Annotated in this window: 16 protein-coding genes; 12 read left to right on the plus strand and 4 right to left on the minus strand. The window is 50.7% G+C overall.

Annotated elements, in window-relative coordinates; genetic code table 11:
- Positions 1-27 precede the first annotated feature (27 nt).
- Complete coding sequence (locus K2F33_RS20795; protein ID WP_089547751.1) at positions 28-228, minus strand: hypothetical protein; 201 nt, start codon at positions 226-228, stop codon at positions 28-30.
- A 227-nt stretch (positions 229-455) separates the two neighbouring features.
- Between K2F33_RS20795 and K2F33_RS20800 the strand changes: the two genes are divergently transcribed.
- Positions 456-2,858: a YcdB/YcdC domain-containing protein gene (locus tag K2F33_RS20800; RefSeq protein WP_263878433.1), complete on the plus strand. Its 2,403-nt coding sequence runs from the start codon at positions 456-458 to the stop codon at positions 2,856-2,858.
- Between the two features lie 96 nt (positions 2,859-2,954).
- On the opposite strand, the gene K2F33_RS20805 is transcribed toward K2F33_RS20800, so the two are convergent.
- Positions 2,955-3,524: an LOG family protein gene (locus K2F33_RS20805; protein WP_076164374.1), complete on the minus strand. Its 570-nt coding sequence runs from the start codon at positions 3,522-3,524 to the stop codon at positions 2,955-2,957.
- A gap of 234 nt (positions 3,525-3,758) precedes the next feature.
- Between K2F33_RS20805 and K2F33_RS20810 the strand changes: the two genes are divergently transcribed.
- The 3 genes from K2F33_RS20810 (at position 3,759) to K2F33_RS20820 (ending at position 6,475) form a co-directional block, all read left to right on the plus strand.
- A complete protein-coding gene (locus tag K2F33_RS20810) occupies positions 3,759-4,139 on the plus strand; it encodes a potassium channel family protein (protein ID WP_076164377.1) in 381 nt (126 codons plus the stop codon).
- Positions 4,140-4,286: 147 nt separating this feature from the next.
- Positions 4,287-5,681, plus strand: a complete 1,395-nt coding sequence (locus K2F33_RS20815) for a protoporphyrinogen oxidase (protein ID WP_263878434.1) — start codon at positions 4,287-4,289, stop codon at positions 5,679-5,681.
- A 251-nt stretch (positions 5,682-5,932) separates the two neighbouring features.
- Positions 5,933-6,475, plus strand: coding sequence for an HXXEE domain-containing protein (locus tag K2F33_RS20820; protein WP_263878435.1), 543 nt, complete (start codon positions 5,933-5,935; stop codon positions 6,473-6,475).
- A 104-nt stretch (positions 6,476-6,579) separates the two neighbouring features.
- Here the strand turns inward: K2F33_RS20820 and K2F33_RS20825 are convergent, their stop codons facing one another.
- Together K2F33_RS20825 and K2F33_RS20830 are read right to left on the minus strand one after the other, a co-directional pair.
- A complete protein-coding gene (locus tag K2F33_RS20825; protein ID WP_089547746.1) occupies positions 6,580-7,605 on the minus strand; it encodes a hypothetical protein in 1,026 nt (341 codons plus the stop codon).
- A gap of 122 nt (positions 7,606-7,727) precedes the next feature.
- Positions 7,728-8,603 carry a TetR/AcrR family transcriptional regulator gene (locus K2F33_RS20830; RefSeq protein ID WP_263878436.1) on the minus strand — a complete coding sequence of 292 codons (876 nt, stop codon included), beginning with the start codon at positions 8,601-8,603 and terminating at the stop codon, positions 7,728-7,730.
- A gap of 232 nt (positions 8,604-8,835) precedes the next feature.
- Between K2F33_RS20830 and K2F33_RS20835 the strand changes: the two genes are divergently transcribed.
- The 8 genes from K2F33_RS20835 to K2F33_RS20870 all read left to right on the plus strand — a co-directional run bounded on the left by K2F33_RS20835 (position 8,836) and on the right by K2F33_RS20870 (position 18,210).
- The gene (locus tag K2F33_RS20835) at positions 8,836-9,366 is read left to right on the plus strand and encodes a sigma-70 family RNA polymerase sigma factor (protein ID WP_089550263.1); all 531 of its coding nucleotides are present in this window, start codon (positions 8,836-8,838) and stop codon (positions 9,364-9,366) included.
- 101 nt (positions 9,367-9,467) lie between these two features.
- Positions 9,468-9,899, plus strand: coding sequence for an NUDIX domain-containing protein (locus tag K2F33_RS20840; RefSeq protein ID WP_089547744.1), 432 nt, complete (start codon positions 9,468-9,470; stop codon positions 9,897-9,899).
- A gap of 187 nt (positions 9,900-10,086) precedes the next feature.
- Positions 10,087-10,716: a C40 family peptidase gene (locus K2F33_RS20845; protein ID WP_076164390.1), complete on the plus strand. Its 630-nt coding sequence runs from the start codon at positions 10,087-10,089 to the stop codon at positions 10,714-10,716.
- Positions 10,713-13,868, plus strand: a complete 3,156-nt coding sequence (locus K2F33_RS20850) for an ATP-binding protein (RefSeq protein WP_244169116.1) — start codon at positions 10,713-10,715, stop codon at positions 13,866-13,868. Before K2F33_RS20845 ends, K2F33_RS20850 begins: the two co-directional genes overlap by 4 nt.
- On the plus strand, positions 13,868-14,518 hold the full coding sequence (locus tag K2F33_RS20855) for a response regulator transcription factor (protein WP_076164392.1): 651 nt from the start codon (positions 13,868-13,870) through the stop codon (positions 14,516-14,518). Before K2F33_RS20850 ends, K2F33_RS20855 begins: the two co-directional genes overlap by 1 nt.
- 217 nt (positions 14,519-14,735) lie before the next feature.
- Positions 14,736-16,178: a hypothetical protein gene (locus tag K2F33_RS20860; RefSeq protein WP_076164394.1), complete on the plus strand. Its 1,443-nt coding sequence runs from the start codon at positions 14,736-14,738 to the stop codon at positions 16,176-16,178.
- A gap of 6 nt (positions 16,179-16,184) precedes the next feature.
- Entirely contained in the window at positions 16,185-17,630 is a 1,446-nt protein-coding gene (locus K2F33_RS20865; protein ID WP_144025312.1) for a hypothetical protein, read from the plus strand.
- A 58-nt stretch (positions 17,631-17,688) separates the two neighbouring features.
- The gene (locus K2F33_RS20870) at positions 17,689-18,210 is read left to right on the plus strand and encodes a YEATS-associated helix-containing protein (protein WP_076164399.1); all 522 of its coding nucleotides are present in this window, start codon (positions 17,689-17,691) and stop codon (positions 18,208-18,210) included.
- Positions 18,211-18,216 lie beyond the last annotated feature (6 nt).

Below are 18,216 nucleotides of genomic sequence, written 5' to 3' on the forward strand. Positions count from 1 at the left end.
TTCGTCCCGGATGGTTCGATTCATACGCTAAATGTATATTCTCTGATTTCCCATTAAAAAAGCGCCGTCGTCCGTGCCTTTTCGGCACCACGATCGGCGCTGTTCTGCTTTCTTATTGCTGACTACCTGTGTCACCGGTTTGCGGCTCCAGGATTTACGCCCCCCGAGAACCGGATCGCTGGAAACCTTTTGCGGCTTCCCGGAATCGATCGTCTTCATTCTTTTCATCTGTAGATTCCTCCATCGTTTTCATGTTCGCCTGGAAACCGGTGTCTAACTTCACGGTAAATCTAAGCTTCCGGCGTTTAACTGATTATAGCATAAACTGTCTTTCTGCTTAGCACAAGATGCTGCGGCACAAAATTTTTCTGGAAAATCCAAATTGGAAGCCAATTCTCTAACGTCCCATGTTATAATCAAAATGGTTTATATTGGTATAATAGGGAGGAAGAAGGATGGACGAACAACAACATGCCGCGGGCATGCCAAAAAATCAGGCAAAGGAGAGGAGCTTAAGAAACACATCTGTAGCCAAAAAGGTGCTTGCAGGCACACTTGGACTCAGTCTACTGCAGGTGCCTTTGTTGGCATCAGCGGATACAGCCAGCGGAACTTCCGTTGCGAAGGATTCGGTAGTTTCAGCGTCCCAGGACAGCGGCTCCGCAGCCTCGAAGGGACTCAATCCGGCAGACGCCAAAATTACGAAAGCCCAAGCGGAATCGCGTATTAGGTCTTTGTTTCCTGAATTGAAGGATGCAAAGCTGAACGGAGTAACCTATGGTGAGCAGAACGTGTACCCATCCAACACGAAGAAGGTATGGGAGCAGAATTGGACGATTCAACAGGGGAACCACTCGATGGGCTTCAGTACCGAAGTGGATGCGATTACAGGAGATATTCTCAGTTATAGTTATCCATATATGTACCCGTTAGACGATTCCAACACAGCCTATTACCCGCCGGCGGTTTCCGAGCAGGAAGCTCAGAAAATCGCCGAGGCGTTTATACCCAAAGCGGCTCCTTCCATTAAAGCAGGTACGATGAAACCGTCAAACCAGAACCTCTATTCATCCAACAAGGCGTTGTTCGGACCGGTTCAGTATTCATTTTCATACACGATTGACGTCAATGGGATTCCTGCCGACAATGAGTCTGTGAGCCTGGATGTGGACGGCAACGGAAATATCGTCCGCTTTAACCGCATTACTTACCAGGGGGATTATCCAGCGGCCAAAGCCACCATCAGCAAGGAAGATGCGGAGAAGAGGCTTGAGCAGGGCTTGTCCGTAACGCTTGCATACATACCGTCCACCTCGCTGTACGATACGTCCGCCAACCGGGAATGGAAGATTGGCTATGTTCCTGACCGGACATTGGAGCCGATGGATGCCAATTCCGGGAAGCGGATCGATACCATTTTTGGCAAGGATTTGGAAGGCCCAAGCCAAGCGGTTAGCTATACCGCATTAAAGGCTTCCGGTAAATTGTTCACCCCGAATAAAGGCGGGCAGCTGACCTCGGACGAAGTGCTGCAGCGGCTTCAAGGCATTGCCCCGGGCTCGGATTACCAGATCCAAACCAATCTCGGCAATTATTGGGGCGGCACCGGTAAGCAAGCTTGGAGCCTGAACTGGAACAAAAGAACTGCCGGATTAAACCGCGATGACAGCAAGTACGCGTACGTGGACGCCGACACAGGGCAGCTGCTGAGCTACCATGAGTTCCAGTATCCGGATGCCGAACCGGCCAAAGCCACCGCTCCGTCCGTGACGGAAGCCCAGGCACAAGCGAAAGCCATTGAGCTGGTGCTGGCCCATTATCCGAATGCCGCCGAAGCTCTGAAACTGTCAGACGCCAAAACGTTGAATACGGCAACAAAGACGGTTTATCAATTTGTGTTCCAGCGTTTCTACAAGGACTTGCCTGTTAACGGAATGACGGTGAGCGTCTCCATTGACGGCAGCGGCAAGCTGCTAAGCTACAATGCGGATACCTACCTGTCGGATAAGGATATCAAAGCGTTAGATACCCTGACAGCAAAAGTTGATGCGAAAGACGCACAGCAGCGCCTGCTGGACGATCTCAGCGTGGAGCTGCGGTACATCAGCAGCGGCGGTTACACAGTGGATAACACGTACGTGGAACCGAAAGTTCGATTGGCGTATGTTCCAACGCTGAACGGAGACCGGAACGTAGGATATATCGATGGGGTTACAGGGAAAACCGAAGCATCAAGTCTGCTGCCCGTTTCGAACAAGGACAAGAGCGCTGCGCTTCCGAGCGATGCGGCAAACCACGCGGCAAGCAAGGATTTGGCGACGCTGCTCGAATACCGCGTGTTGTCGCCTGGTGAAGATGGCTTGCTCCATCCCGAAGCGGAGCTGACTTTGGGGGACTGGATCCAAATGATGGCGAAAGGGGTTTACCCAGATCAAGGCTATTATGGGGGCCAGTATCAACCGATCTTTACCGACGTTCCAGCCGACAGTCCGATCGCTGGAGCGGTACAGCTGTTCTTGGATAAAGGCTGGCTGAAAGACGAGAAATCGTCGGAGCTGCATCCGGAGCAGAAGCTGACCCGTGAAGCGGTGGCCACCAGCCTGACCACGGCTCTGCATTACAACCGCCTGTCCAAGTTCTTCCAGCAGGATGCACAGGCGTTGTCCCTATCGGACGCGAATGCGATCCAGGACAAAGGCGCCGTTGCGCTTATGCTGAAGCTCGGACTAATGGACGCCGCGGGGGGCAAATTCGACCCGGCGAAGCCGGTCACCAAGGCTGAAGCGGCGACCATTATGGTCCGCTTGGCACATCTCCAAAGCAAAGTGGATACCCCGCTTAACCAAAGACGATACTAGTCATTTTGCGTGATCGAGCCTGGGGTTGCCATTACCCGGGTTGCCACTTGAACAACAGCCGCAGTCTCCGGACTGCGGCTGTCTGTATGTTAAGGCTTATTTGCCGTAACTTTTAACGGCGGGGGCTTCATATTTACTCATCATGTCCAGCAATACAGACACATTTGGCTCAATGATGGCCATGGATTGGTACTGCGGCTGCATGAACTGTTCCCGTACCATATGCTCAAACAGGGAGATCATCGGATCGTAATAACGATTCACGTTCAGCATGCCAATGGGCTTGCGGTGAATGCCGATCTGGGCCCACGTGAACGCCTCGAAAAACTCCTCCATCGTGCCCGGTCCACCCGGAAGCACGAGGAATGCGTCGGCGAGCTCCGCCATTTTAAACTTCCGGTCATGCATCGTGCCGACCACATGAAGCTCGGTCAACCCTTGATGCGAAATTTCCCGGTCTACCAGCACCTGTGGAATGACGCCGATGGTCTGTCCGCCTTCGGCAATGACCGTATCGGCCAGTACGCCCATGATCCCTACGCTGGATCCCCCATAAACCAGGGTTAACCCGCGGCGGACCATTTCTTTGCCCAGCTCGACTGCCGCTTCCCGATACGCCGGCGACGCACCGTAACTTGATCCGCAATACACAGCTAAATGTTTCATAACATAACTCCCTTCCTACGAGCCTTCTCTGTTTAGGTCTTTTTCATTATAAATGATTTTCCGGACCCATGGTCGCGAAAATCTCCTCCGTTAGGTTAAGCCAAAGTAAAAAACGCTACCCCAAAGTTCGTGCTCAAGTCACGGTTTATTGGATGGAAAAAGGGGAATATTAAGGGAGAATCACCACCCGAACGCGGACTCATTTACCAATATCTATGACAAGGCGGAACAACCATGATATCCTTTGTCTTGACCTTGAAACGGCTGCTGACCGGACTGTTTCATGCGTTTAAACTGAAAAATTTCCAGGTTTTCTTTGTCTTAATTGTTCTGCTGCTTGTTTCTGGCACGATTTTTTATACCACGGAAGAAAACTTAAGCGTCATAGACGCGCTATATTTCTGTATCACGACGCTAAGTACGGTAGGTCATCCGGACTTCATGCCCAAGACGGGACTCGGCAAAATTTTTACGATGATTTATATCGTTGTGGGCACCGGCACCTTTATGGGGCTGCTCAGTTATGTCGCTTACGGAGTCGTTCAGAGCAATCAAAAGGACGGCGATATTGATACGGAACGTGACCGTTTTAAGAAGAAAGCAAAGCATAAATAATATGAAGCAGGCGAAAATCTCCGCGGGATTCCGCGGTTTTTTTGTACGATTAACGTCACGAATGGGTAAGTCCGGGTACGAAGCACTATGTTATAATTTACAGGAAGGTTGAACATGCAGTCATCTTGGAAGCAGGAGTGAAGCGTCTTGAAAACAGTCGTCATTATCGGCGGGGGGATTACGGGGTTGTCGGCCGCGTATTATTTGCGCCGGACCTTAAATCAATACAGCGGGCAGACGGAGCCGGCGAACATCATTCTCGTTGAAGCGGAACAGACGCTGGGCGGAAAAATGCGGACCGTATACGACGGTGGTTTTACGATGGAATCCGGCGCCGATTCGATCGTGACCCGGAAAACGAATGTGGCTCCGCTGATTCAGGAACTGAACCTGGCGGATCAGGTCGTCTATAATGCGACGGGAATTTCCTACATCTATACGGACGGCAGGCTGAAGCAGATACCGAAGGAGGCCGTCTTTGGGATTCCGACCAGCATCGAATCGCTTGCCACAACCGAGCTGGTATCCGCGGAGGGCAAGGTGGAAGCCCTGAAAGACCTGTATACCCCCAATGAGCATTTCACAAAAAATGATTCGGTCGGTGCGTTTCTGGAAGCTTTTCTTGGAAAGGAGTTCGTGGAGAAGCAGATCGCGCCCGTCTTGTCAGGCGTTTATTCAGGCAAACTGAGCGATTTGACGATCGCATCAACGCTGCCTTACTTGATCGATTATAAAAACGAATACGGAAGCCTGATCAAAGGGCTGTCCGAAAATCGCGCAAAATTTCAAAGCGGCGGGCAAAAAAAGTTCATGTCCTTCCAAAACGGTGTTTCAGCGTTGATTGATGCCTTAGAGCAGCAGCTGACCGGAACGGAGATCGTGAAGGGGGTACGGGCCGAATCCGTCGCCAAGGATGGAAGCCGTTATGCGGTGACGCTGGCAGACGGCCGCGTGATTGATGCTGACTATGTGGTGCTCGGCACGATGCACTATGCGGCGCAGCAGCTGCTCGCGGATCCGGTATTGGACCAGGAGTTCAACCAGCTGAAGAACAGCTCCATGATCAGCGTTTACGTCGGTTTCGATCTTCCGGATGCCGAGCTGCCTGCAGACGGAACGGGCTTTATTACGGCCGATGGCAGCGACATTACGTGCAATGCCTGCACATGGACAAGCCGGAAATGGGAGCATACCTCCCGTGAACGTAAGCTGCTCGTCAGACTCTTTTACAAAAGCAGCAATCCACGCTACGATGAACTGGTTCAGCTAAGCGAGGGAGAGCTGCTGAACGTTGCGCTGGAAGATATCCGTAAGAGCCTGGGGATTACCGGCGGGCCGGTCACCCACGAGGTCACGAAGTGGCATAATGTGATGCCGAATTATCATATCAAGCACCACAGCATCGTCAAGGAGCTTGAACAGAAAATGGCCGAGCGGTTCCCGAACATTTATCTGGCCGGATGTTCCTATTATGGCGTCGGCATTCCGGATTGTATCGCTAACGGCGAGCAAACGGCATATAAAATCGCTGCACAACTGTAGGCTTAAAAACGATCAAAAAGCGAATACAAGCGAATAGAGCGAATATGCGCGAACAGCCGCCCGAAAGGGCGGCTGTTTTAACGATAGACATGCATCCAATTCCATTTTCCCTGCCAAAGTGAATAGAATTCAGCTCTAGCATTGCCTTTCACATCAAAGGCTTGGAGAACGATACGCTGCTTGAGCATTTTCCCGCCTAGCCCGATAATATATTTAGCTAGACTTTGGCAGAAACGGGGGAGAAGCTTGTTATGTTAGAAGCTATCGACGAAGCAGTAAGCATCAATTCGCTCATTTGGTTGTTTCTTGCTGCATTTATGATTCACGATTTTGAAGAAATCATTACGGTGGAAGGCTGGATGAGGCGAAATTATGATCAGGTCAGCCGGATCGTCCCTGACCGCGCGGGCCGGATCCTCAAAGATTTTTCCAATATTACCGGTTCCCAGTTTGCCGTAGCCGTATTTTTCGAGTTTATCTTGTTTATCCCATTTACATACTTGGCCGCCGAGCATCGTTGGATGCTTTTGTTTGCAGGCTTTAATACGATTATGCTTATCCATGTATTTACGCATGTGGGGCAGAGCATATACCTTCGGAGATATACGCCTGGCGTGGTGACCGCGGTGCTGGTTACACTGCCATATTCAATGTACTTATTTTACCGCCTGCTGGATGCAGGCTTGGTAAATGGCTCAGACCTCACCTGGAGCATCCCCGTTGGTGCTGCTACCGTGCTGCCTGTCGTGTGGATCGGTCATCAGTGTGCGCGGCGGATTGCGCCGAACAGGTAAGGGGGATAGACGACTCTGTTAGGGTATTTTGACCTGAGCATGTTCCGTTCTGGCTCATCCGTTCTCTGGCAGCAAAAAAGGAGCCCTAAGGCTCCTGCCGGAGATCAGTTTCGAATCCCGTTCACCGGTGTCATCTGGAGGAAATAAAACTTTCCTTTTTTATTAATCTTTCCGGTAATGGTGGCTGCGCCTTTCTTTGTAAAGATGTATTCGTTCTTCTTGATCTGCACCGAGTACCCTTTCATTTGAATCCCGAACACAGCCTTGGCTTTGGGCTTGATCGCGGAAAGGGCCTGGTTTTTGCTGAGAACGGGCTTGGCAAAGGATTTGGCGAAGTCCTGGTCGTTCGTCCAATCCTGGCCGAGTAAATTTTGGATCTCCCAGACCTTACCGGTTTTTGCCCCGATAACGACGTGATTGTTATCCTCATCGTCCCGGAAGTTCCAGACAAATTTCTTGTCCCCGGTTTTTTCGCGCAGCACATATTCGAACGGTTTGGTGAGGCTGATGCCCAACGTCTTCAGGGACTGATTCGCTTTATTGGCAAGCTGTGCTTTGACGGAGGCTAATGAATAAGTCATGCTGGCCGATATTTGGTTCCCTTGATCCAGATCGATGTACAGGCTCTGGTTGTTCCCCCACAGAACCCAATAATTTCGGGGAGCATTATCCTGGTAAGGGGAGTAAACTCGCCAGATGGCTTCTGTTTTGAACTTGTGATCCGTGTCATAGGTTTTCAAGAAGGCAGCCGTTTTATTGGCCAGGGCTGCACCGATAACCGCATTGGTATTCGAAGATTTATAGATGATGCTGGTCGATTCCACCCGTTTCTTTGCCGGATTATACTGCTGGTTAAACTCGGCATCGATTTGACCGCTGAGTTTTCCGTAAATAAACAGGGGCTGGCCGTTTGCATCCTTATCCACGCTCGTAAATTCGATCTTGGTGCTGCCTGAGAGTTTGTTCAGAGCTTTTGTCAATTGAGCTTCAACTGCAGGATCCAAGCTTACGGAAGATGCTTCGATTTGCGCTTCAGCAGGCATGGATTGGGGTGCCGCATAGATCGGGGCAGCAGACAGCAGCAGCGAAAGGGCGGCGGCCGATAAGGTGATAGAACTCCATTTTTTCATTTGTTGTTTTCCCTCCTGTGTCTTGTATCCAAATGGTTTAGGTATTCATGCACTTGACGTCGTGAAATATGAAAATGTTTCAAGATATGGATTTTTTTATATAGATTTATTGAATTTATAGCTTAAATCAAGGGGAGTAGCTGCTTCGCATAAAATGAAAGCTCGCTTTCCGATTCTAAATCGCGAAGGAGCGCAAGCTGAAGAAAACGTCTCGGCTGGTCCTTCGCGGATTCTTCCCGAAGCATGGCGGCGACCTCCGCCAGTTCATTCTTTCTCTGGTTCGGTACGGCGATATCCGGAATGATCGACGCTATTTTTTGGATCAGCGCATCTTTTCTCCCTTCGCGGGATGCAAACAGGCCATTGAGATCGATTTGGGAATATTCCGTCATGAGCTCGTCGGTAAGCAGGGAGGGAGCCGGCCCTTTTGCCAACCCCTCCATTAGATCGTCCATCCGCTCAGCGATGAACACAGCTAATTTTTTTTTGTCGATAGGCAAATAACCGAACAAAAGGTGAAAGGTATACTCTCGAATTAGACCGCTCAGCATTGCAGTGGCATCCCACTTCCACTCCTCGATGCCAGGCCCGTACCGGCGGAGCAGAATATCTTGATAGTACAGGAACATGCTCCTTCTCATTCCGTTCAGAACGCTTTCGATTTTATCGTTATTAACGGGAGGCAGCTCGTTATGGTCACGCGAAATATAGTATCCGTGCTCCACATAAAAATCGAACTGATAGGCAAGCTCCTCCAGGTAGGTTTCTTTTGTCGGCAGCTGCATTTTCCGGATTCGATCGACCGCATCGATCATGTCCTGCTGGCGCTTCTCCAATATGCTGATGTACAGTTCCTCTTTCGAGCTGAAATGCTTGTACAGCGAGCCTTTGGCGATGCTGCAATCGTCGGCGATATCCTGTATTGAAGTCGCCTGGTAAGCTTTTTCCGCAAAAAGCCGGATTGCCGACTCCAAAATTTTCTCCTTCAGCACACTCATTCGTGCCGCCTCCTTCGTTGGCGCTCAATCACTACTCATGTCTAGCTCAGATACGTTTCCAAACGCGATGTCCGGTTACGGGAATGACCATCAAGTTCTTGTAAAAACTAATGAGTCACATTACAATTATCTTATCGGCCTACAACATTTGTGTCAAATCCAAGTCACGCTTTATATGGCCGATCCATCTTAATGATGGTGCTTGAAAAGGAGAGAAAACAAGTTGCTGGATATGGTAGTGGAAGTCAAAAAAGCTCAAGAGGGCGATCTCGATATTTTTGTCAAGCTTATACGCCAACTGGAATCACGGCTGTACGGCTTGGCCAAGTCTATTGTGAAGCGTGATGAGGATTGTGCGGATGCAATCCAGGAAACGCTGCTTAAAGCATATAAGTCGTTAAATACGTTGAAGAAGCCCGAATTTTTCAATACTTGGATCATCCGGATTTTGATCAACGAATGCAATCAAGTGCTGCGGCTCCGAAAAAGAACCATTGTGATGGGGGAGCTGCCCGAAACGAACTACCCAATCGCTGCTCATGGCGCAGATCATCAAACGAGCGACCTGCAGGAGGCGGTTGACCGGTTAAACGATACGCTAAGACTGGTTGTGCATTTGTTTTATTATCAGGACCTGTCGGTCAAGCAAATCGCGGAAATCCTTGAAATTTCGGAAGGCGCCGTCAGGGCAAGGCTGCATCGGGCAAGGGGTGTACTTGCGGATTGGATGAACTCAATGAGAATGAACTTTGCGGGGATTTGAAAAACGATAATAATCACTCAGAAACGGTAAGAATAGATACTTATACAGAAGCATCGTATAGATAAAATAAATGATCCACGCCAGGAAAGGAACATGTTGATATGCCTGCAACATCCGTCGGAGTCATCATCACGAACCGTACCGTATTCCTCGCCTGCCATTCCACGGGCAATACGTTTTACGATCTGCCAAAAGGTATGCCAGAGGAGGGAGAGACACCGGAGCAGACCGCATGCCGGGAAGTCCGGGAAGAAAGCGGCCTTAACATTCAACCGGATCAAATCAAGGATTTAGGCGTGTTCCCGTATAACCGAGCCAAAAACCTTCATCTATTCTTATGGACAACGGAATCTCTCCCCCCGATAGAGGTAATGGCCTGTACCTCTACGTTTATTGACCGATACAGCGGTCAGGTGAAGCCGGAGGTAGACGGTTATGAATACATCGGTTTCGATCAAGCCGATAACATGATGACCGCGAATATGGCACGCGTAATCCGTGATGCGGAGCGGCGTATCCGGGAGATGTCCTGAGTTTAATCCAGACAACGAAGCCACCTCTAGCAGGCGGCTTTTTTGCTGCGTGATCACGTCCTCTGCGAAGCTTTCTGGAGTAATGGTAACGCCCGGTTCTATCAAGTTATTGACAATTGTCAGGCTGGGTTTACTATAAACATGGAAGGAAAAAATTAGGTATTTCATATACCGGCAGGGGGGCTGGATGAAATTGTTAACGGTTACTTATCAAGACATTGAACCTAAGCTGCAAACGGGGGATATTCTGCTGGCACACGGCGTCGCCAAAGGCAGTCAGCGGATCGAAGAGCTGGAGCATTGTCCATGGTCGCACGTGGCGATGGTGGTCAGGGCGCCGGACGGTGAAGCGCTGCTGTGGGAATCCACATCACTGGATAATCTGGAGGATACTTGGCTGCATGTCAAGAAATCCGGTCCCCAGCTCGTTAAGCTTCGTGACCGCCTGTCTACGGACGTCGGGAACCATTATGACTCGATTTTCGCAATCCGTCAGCTTCAAGCTGATCGTACACCGGAGATGCAGGCTATGCTCGATCGCTTCATTGGAGAAGTGCATGGTGCAGTTTTTCCCGACAAGAAAAGAATGTATTGGGAAATTATAGAGGGAAAGTTCGGGATAACTTCTTCATTCCGCGACTTTTTTTGCAGCAAATTGTTAGCTGAAACGTATATCCGGCTCAAACTGCTGTCCTCCACCAAAGCCCCTAACAGTTACGAACCTAGAGATTTCACATCGAAGCATCGTTTGTCATTGCTTGGAGACGCCAGACTCGGCGACGAAATTTACTTGGACGCCTCTTCGTTTCGTGCATGAGTTGGCGTCGCCGCATCAGAGCTGCCGTCTTTGCTGTGCTGGTCTTCACTGCAGCCTGGAATCCGGCGGTAATCTCCGCTTCGTCTTCGCTGACAGTGAAGAATGGCGAAATGCAGCTCTCCGGATGGGACTTTAGAAGCGATGGATCCATCGAATTGAACGGGACTTGGGAATTTTACTGGAAGCAGCTCTTGTGGCCGGAGGATTTGCAGAGCACAACGTCACCGGAGGTCAGCGGATATGTGGAAGTCCCCGGCTACTGGACGAATCACAGGCTGAACGGATCACCGCTTCCGCCGGACGGCTATGCAACGTATCGTATGGTGATTCGCGGGCTTCACCCGTCGGACGATGTGGCCATTAAACTGCGGAATATGTATTCTTCTTACGCTTTGTGGGTGAATGACGAACTGGAGGCGTCATCCGGACAACCCGGAACGACGCCCGAAAACACATCTCCAAAGTATGGTGCCTCCATCGTCGTACCGGTTAAACCCAGCCCGGAAGGGAGCTTGACACTGCTGATCCAGGTGTCCAATTTCACTTATCCCAAGGGAGGAATCAATAATTCTCTCGAGCTGGGAGATGCCAAGCTGCTTCAGAAGGAGAGGTCAGGAGAGCTGGTTCAGGACAGCCTGGTCATCGGGGCGCTGCTTGTCATGGGAATCTACCATCTGTTCTTGTATGGATTCAGGCGAAAAGATGTGACCCCGCTGTATTTCGGGTTGTTCTGCATGTGCATCGCCTTTCGAACGATGCTGGTCGGTTCGAGATACATTCTGGAGATCCTTCCCGGTTTTTCGTGGGAATGGTTCGCCAAAGCCTCCTATTTAACGGTTTACGTGGGCGAATTTTTCTTGATCTCATTTATTTATTATTTGTTTCCTCAATATTTGTCGCGTTCCGTTCGACGCGTTACCCAAATGTTTACCCTCATCTTGACTTTGCTTGTGCTTACCACGGATATACGGATTTACGACTATTCGCTGCTGCCCTTTGAGATTTATTCGATCGGCCTCGTGCTGTACGCCATTTATGCTTCTTACCGGATCGCCCGTCAGCGCCAGGAAGGGTCTCTGCTGCTCATTCTCGGGTTTAGTTTGATCTTTGTGACCGCACTGAATGATACGCTGAACCGGAAAGGCATTCTCGATACCCCGGCACTGCTGCAATTTGGCGTACTTAGCTTTGTTTTTATGCAATCCCTGCTTATATCCAAAAAATTTTCCCGTGCTTTCTCCCAGGTCGAGAGCTTATCGGAGCGCTTGTTAACGCTGGATAAGCTGAAAGATGAATTTTTGGCCAAAACATCTCATGAACTCCGGACACCGCTGCACGGGATTATCGGACTGGCGGATTCGCTGATCGACGGAAGCTCCGGCAAGCTCCCTCTGCCCGTGATTGAGCTGCTGCGGCTCATGAAAATCAGCGGGCAAAGGCTGGCCCATCTGGTGAACGACATCCTGGATTTCTCCAAGCTCAAACACCAGGAGATTACTTTGCACAAAGTAACGGTGGATTTGCGCCTTGCCGTCGACCTGACTCTTCAAGTCCTTAAGCCTCTGGCCGTAAACAAGGGACTCCATATGGAAAATAAGCTGCCGGACGATCTGTATGTAATAGCCGACGAGAACAGGCTCCAGCAAATATTGCATAACTTGATCGGCAATGCCATTGCGTATACGGAATCCGGAACCGTCACGATCACGGGACGCAAGTCGCACGGTCAAGCCAAAATTCAGATCAAGGATTCGGGAATCGGCATTGCGGAGTCGGACTTGTCCCGCATTTTCGAATCGTTTGAGCAGGTCCGTCCCATGAACGGTCCTCAGCAGGGCGGAACCGGTATTGGGCTGTCTATTACGAAGAAGCTGATTGAACTGCATGAAGGCGAGATCGAAGTGGTGTCCAAATTGGGCGAGGGCTCAACGTTCAGCTTTACGCTTCCGCTGGCGATGCCGCAAACGCCGCGGATTCAGCCGAGGACGGCGCTCACTTCACAGGACACCGGGGTGCAGGATCGGCATACGGATTGGAGCATGATCCGGACTACCGCGGAACCCGCGGAAGCCCAGATGCATCTGCCTTCAGTGCTTATCGTCGATGACGACCCGATCAACGTCCAGGTGCTGCTGCAATTTCTCGGAGGGAAATATGCGCTTAAGTCAACGGGAAGCGGGCAAGAAGCCGTGGAATGGATCAGGAACGGCTACAAGCCGGACATCGCTCTGCTGGATGTGATGATGCCGTTTGTGTCGGGGCTTCAGGTGGGCCAAGAGATACGCCGGCATTACAATTCCGGGGAGCTGCCGATGATTTTCCTCAGCGCTAGGAGTCAAATGACCGACCTCGTTGCAGGCTTTGAGCATGGCGGCAACGATTATCTTGTGAAGCCGGTCGACAAACAGGAGCTGTTGGCCAGGCTGGAATTGCATCTGCAGTTGGTCCGCTGGAACCAGACCCTGGAGCGCGAGGTTGAAGCAAGAACGATTGAGCTGGAGCATTCGCTTGAGGAGCGGGCAAGAGCGATGTCCGAAGTCTCGGTCCTCGCCGAGCGCAACCGGATTGCCGGTGAAATCCACGATCATGTGGGGCATATTCTTACGGCGAGCATCGTTCAGCTTCAAGCCGGTCTGAAAATGTTATCCATGAGCGCCCCTGAATCGGTCGACAAATTGAATCTAGCATCAGAATTGGTTCGCAAAGGGCTCCATGAAATGAGGAAATCGGTACATATGCTGGGCGAGGAAGCAGCGGCCGCATCCTCGTTCCCGGATTCCCTGCTGCAGATCATAGAAGATTCGGAAAAATACGCTGAGGTGACACTGGAGCACATCATTGAAATCACGGATGGCCGTCTTGAGCCGGAAGCGGAAAAGCTGATCCGCCATGCGCTGCAGGAAGGAATCACAAACGGCATCAGGCATGGCCGGTGTACGCATTTTCGGTTCGAGCTGGTGGAAGAGGACGGCTTGGTCCGGTTCACACTGGAGAACAACGGCTTGCCATTTGCATCGGATCGGCTAGGTTTCGGTCTGACCATGATGCGGCAAACGATCCGCCGAAGGGGTGGAACCTTCCGGATCGGCACCAATGAAGGTGCAGGCTGCCTATTGGTGCTCACCCTGCCAAGTAGAAGGGAGGATCAATGATGTCAAAATTAACGATACTTATCGCAGAAGATCAGACGCTTGTGCGGGAAGGCCTTGAGACCATACTTAATCTGGAATCCGACATAGAGGTTGTAGCAACAACCGACAACGGCCAAACCGCCTATGAGCTTACTAAGAGCTTGAGGCCGCAGCTCGTGCTGATGGACATCGAAATGCCGGTGATGAACGGGATTACGGCGACCCGGCTGATTAAGGAGTCGAGCCCGGAGACGATTGTTCTGATTTTAACGACGTTTACCAATGAAGATTATATTATTGAGGGTCTTGCCAGCGGAGCGTCCGGCTACCTGCTCAAAGACTTTTCATCCGACAAACTGATTCACTCATTGAAAGAGGCGGTTCGGGGCGAACTGATGCTGCCCTCCAAGCTGGCGGCCAAGTTTGCTGCCCGTATGCGCACAGCAGCAGCCCCCAGGCAGCCCGGAATCGATTATGGGCTGACCCCGAGGGAGCTTGAGATCGCCAAGCTGATTACGGCACATAAGAACAACCGGGAAATTGCCGATACGCTGTACATCACCGAAGGGACGGTGAAAAACTACATCAGCGTAATTTATGAGAAAATCGGGACGAATGACCGGACCAAGGCCATCCTGCTGCTGAAGCATGCCTTGGAGGCTGTAAACTAAATGAAAATGAAGTTCTCACCAGCACCGTTTCCTCTTCAAAGGAAGCGGTGTTTTTTTATTCCATAAGTATATCGGTGAACCAGGATCCCGTACAGTTACTTTCGTCATATCCCGGTCATATGACAAAATGTACACTTCAGTCACTTATCGACAGTAAGGAATGCCCGTTATGATGGAGGCGTTGAGAGCATAACCGAATCGAAGGAGGAATTTAAAAGTGACGACGGTGAACACCAATTTAAACGGAACGGACGCCGGTTCAATTTTTGATCCAAATACGACGGATCCGGATAAGCTGAAAATGCAGGCGGACGCGATGCTGTTCGTATCTGACCTGCAGGTCAACCAGGTGCTGAAGCAGCAGTGGACTTCGCTCTTGGCCAATATCAAATCGAAAATCGACGAGAATCCCCCGGCCGGCAGCGACAAAGAGACCGTATATAAGGAAAAGCTTAAAATCATCAACAACTTTTTGGCGCAAAAAGGGTATGAAACCACTTCAGTGTATGTGCTTGAGCTAACCCGTACCGACTTTTACGAAGACCATGTGAAGGAAAGCGAACCGAATGCGGAGTCCGACCGTTTCGTCCAGGACATCCTGGCGAAGACCGCGCTTCTGGCCGGCTGGCAGGATGCGATGCAAAAGGCAACGGATACCGATACGTCCGCGCCGGATCAGTTCCTGGCTCAGCACGGCTATAAATGTACCGCGAAGCAGGTCAACGCTTCTTTTAAGGCGATGCGGAATGTAGACATGAAGTTCTGGACAGGTATTTATGGCAATACGGTGATGACCACATCCGACGGCAAAACGGATACGGGACCCGTAGTCATTATTTACGACAGCCTCGACGGGATCTCGATTGGCAGCGATATGCTGGATAAAGATTTGAATAAAGTCACTTACAAGGACGGCATACTCAGCTGGACGAAGGATGACTTTACGGTGAATCATTCGGGTCAGCTGACATTCAGCCAGGTTACCCGGGCAGCCAAAGACGATAAAGATGCATACGTCGGCAATGAGTTTTTCGGTACGATTACGTATTCCAACAGCGACGGCACCGAAAAGAAGGAAAGCATATTTGGACGGATCGGCAAGCCGCCGGAAGGTTCTTCGGGCAGTCACGACGGAAATCGGAAATCGTGCCCTACTCCGCCATCCGTACAACTGTCCGTCGTTGATAAAGCGATGAAATACCTCGGTTACTTTATGGCTGCGGTGTTTGTCGTGGATTTCATCGCCTCTGTACCTAAGCGGTTTAAGGCCATATCGGAATTCGTAGAAAAAATCAAAAAGCCGAACGAACCGAATAAACCGGAAGTCGAGAAGAAGCTCGACAGCACCAAAGAGGAAATCAAGGAATCCAGTGATCCGAAAGCGCTCGAGGAGAACGGTTCGTTTGTGGACAATATCGACAATGTGCAGCCGGAAAATTTCAACAATGAGCAGGGACTCGACTTCATTAATAACGAGCAGCTGCCGCCGGCAAGCGATGTTCAGGCGATGGAGCAAGGCATTGAAAACATGAACGAAAACGGAGAAATCAATCAAAACGAGGAAAATGTTCAAGAGGATCCAAATCCGGTTGACGATAAATTTAAAGGCAATGAGGAAAACGAATTTGAGGGCTTAGCTGAGCTGTTTGGGGAGGCGTAAATGGTGATGAGCAATAATGCGGTGGCACAGGACCAGGCACGTTTTTGGCAATTGTTCGTTCAGGCGATATCCGGGCATCTGCCGGGCAGCGATCCAAAAAATTTCATAGCCGCGGCCGGGCGGGTGGACTCCCATCTCGGCAGCGACGAAGAGGTCGTCGCGCTGACGGACGCCTATAATGTAGGCAATACGATCCCTTCCTGGGGGTTAACGTGGAGCGGCGCGTTCAATAATAAGCTGTTTGATATTTACCAACAATGGGTCCGGGATATCGTCCCTGCCGGCAGCGGCGATTCGGGAAGCGGCGGCTCGTCTTCCGGCGGGGGATCGGCCGATCCGCTGGACACGCAAATCGAGGATCTCCGGTCGAAAATCGCGCTCCTCAGCAGCGACGTTTCCAAAATCAACCAAGGCATCTATTCGGACTGGCTGAACGAAGTTTGTGCGGAGCTCGACTCAACGGGAAAAGCGTGCAGCGTATATTTTACCAACCCGCCGGATCCGACCTGGGCTAACTTCCGTACCCAGCAAATGGGAACCGAAGATTATAAGGCAAAGGTAGAATCGCTGCAAACGACATATGGCGCCCTGCTTGGCGGAATGACTGAACAGCTGAACGCTCTGCTGCTGAAAAAGTTCGGACCCGGCTACCAGGAGCTGGCCGATGCGACCGAAGCGGTCGCACTCGCCGATCCTTTCGAGCCTCATTCAGCGGATGAGCTGCAAAAAACGGCTCAGTTCCAAATGACGATCAAGGAGAACGATACGACAGCAAGCGTTCCCCGGTTTAAAACGAGCGAGCTTAAAGACGTCCGGCAATGGCTTATCAAGCAAAATGGCATCGCTACGAAGAACGGAGGTCCGCTGTTCGCAGAGCAGGCAAACGTACAAATCGCATTAAATGATCAGCAGCAGACCGAAAGGGACAGCTCATGGAAATTCAGTGCCAACGTGGGCATTCCCATCGACTGGTTCTGGCTTGGCGGAAGCACCAATGATTCCGGATCCACACAGTTTAAAGAGGATTATTCTTACGATATTCTGATCACGTATCAAGATGTGATTACCGTGAATATCAACCCGGGGGATTGGTTCTTCGAAGGACTGCTGTCCACGTATAAGGATTACACCAACTGGCCGCAGGGCAGTATGTTTGCAGGTAAACCGCTCTGGGGCGAATCTGGACTCATGAATGTTGTCGTCAAGGGAGTCGTCCTAGGATACGCGCCTTACTTGAGATTCTCATCCAAAGACTGGACCAACACAACGACGCAATCCCAATGGTCCGCCAAAGCAACGTTTGGCATCGGCCCGTTCAACTTCGAGTCGGCGTCCGCTTCCGGTTCCGACTACAGCTCGATGACGACCCAGCTCCAGGACGGTTTCGAAGTACGCGATACGAGCGGAATTCCGAAAATCATTGGTTTAATTGTGGATACCCCCAATGGATGATCCATCCACTCCGATACATGCTCCCTTAGCTTCATCCCCGATGCTGGATTCAGCCCCTATGGCCGTTCAGCAGCCGTCTTCCCAAGAGGCGGCTGCTCCCCAGCCAACGAAGGAGCCGCTATGGCTGATCAATGTCGATGCGGCGTTTAAGGTCGGCTGTCTTGTGGCATTGCTGCTGATCTTATGGTATTTGGCACGCCTTGTCTTTTTTCAGGCGCTGTCGGAAGGAGAGATTTATTTTCTGACCATGACGCTGTGCGGGTCCGTAGGAGGTGTAACCAGCTTCCTGCTGGTTAAAAACACGGATACCGATACCGGGATGCACTTTAGGGACAATAAGTCGTTCTACCTGCTGGTCACCGCGGTGTTCTGCGGAAATATTGCTTCCTTTTCCGTACCGCTGCTGCTGAATTTCATTCAATTGGAGAATGTGATCAGCACGCAGGTACCGCAAATATTTGTATTCATCGGGGTGTGCCTGATCGCAAGTACGTTTTCCGCACGGATCATAGGCAGCATTTCATCCCGGATCATTAAATTGAATGAACAATCAACGATTAATATCAATAATAGGTGTTAAGTGATA

It is taken from the genome of Paenibacillus sp. PSB04, assembly GCF_025809195.1.
Classification (GTDB): Bacteria; Bacillota; Bacilli; order Paenibacillales; family Paenibacillaceae; genus Paenibacillus_AQ; species Paenibacillus_AQ favisporus.

What these genes read in the sequence shown, in the direction of transcription:
- K2F33_RS20795 (WP_089547751.1), bottom strand. Translation starts at nt 228, where the DNA reads ATGAAAAGAATGAAGACGATCGATTCCGGGAAGCCGCAAAAGGTTTCC.
- K2F33_RS20800 (WP_263878433.1), top strand. Translation starts at nt 456, where the DNA reads ATGGACGAACAACAACATGCCGCGGGCATGCCAAAAAATCAGGCAAAG.
- K2F33_RS20805 (WP_076164374.1), bottom strand. Translation starts at nt 3,524, where the DNA reads ATGAAACATTTAGCTGTGTATTGCGGATCAAGTTACGGTGCGTCGCCG.
- K2F33_RS20810 (WP_076164377.1), top strand. Translation starts at nt 3,759, where the DNA reads ATGATATCCTTTGTCTTGACCTTGAAACGGCTGCTGACCGGACTGTTT.
- K2F33_RS20820 (WP_263878435.1), top strand. Translation starts at nt 5,933, where the DNA reads ATGTTAGAAGCTATCGACGAAGCAGTAAGCATCAATTCGCTCATTTGG.
- K2F33_RS20825 (WP_089547746.1), bottom strand. Translation starts at nt 7,605, where the DNA reads ATGAAAAAATGGAGTTCTATCACCTTATCGGCCGCCGCCCTTTCGCTG.
- K2F33_RS20830 (WP_263878436.1), bottom strand. Translation starts at nt 8,603, where the DNA reads ATGAGTGTGCTGAAGGAGAAAATTTTGGAGTCGGCAATCCGGCTTTTT.
- K2F33_RS20835 (WP_089550263.1), top strand. Translation starts at nt 8,836, where the DNA reads ATGGTAGTGGAAGTCAAAAAAGCTCAAGAGGGCGATCTCGATATTTTT.
- K2F33_RS20840 (WP_089547744.1), top strand. Translation starts at nt 9,468, where the DNA reads ATGCCTGCAACATCCGTCGGAGTCATCATCACGAACCGTACCGTATTC.
- K2F33_RS20845 (WP_076164390.1), top strand. Translation starts at nt 10,087, where the DNA reads ATGAAATTGTTAACGGTTACTTATCAAGACATTGAACCTAAGCTGCAA.
- K2F33_RS20850 (WP_244169116.1), top strand. Translation starts at nt 10,713, where the DNA reads ATGAGTTGGCGTCGCCGCATCAGAGCTGCCGTCTTTGCTGTGCTGGTC.
- K2F33_RS20855 (WP_076164392.1), top strand. Translation starts at nt 13,868, where the DNA reads ATGTCAAAATTAACGATACTTATCGCAGAAGATCAGACGCTTGTGCGG.
- K2F33_RS20865 (WP_144025312.1), top strand. Translation starts at nt 16,185, where the DNA reads ATGAGCAATAATGCGGTGGCACAGGACCAGGCACGTTTTTGGCAATTG.
- K2F33_RS20870 (WP_076164399.1), top strand. Translation starts at nt 17,689, where the DNA reads ATGGCCGTTCAGCAGCCGTCTTCCCAAGAGGCGGCTGCTCCCCAGCCA.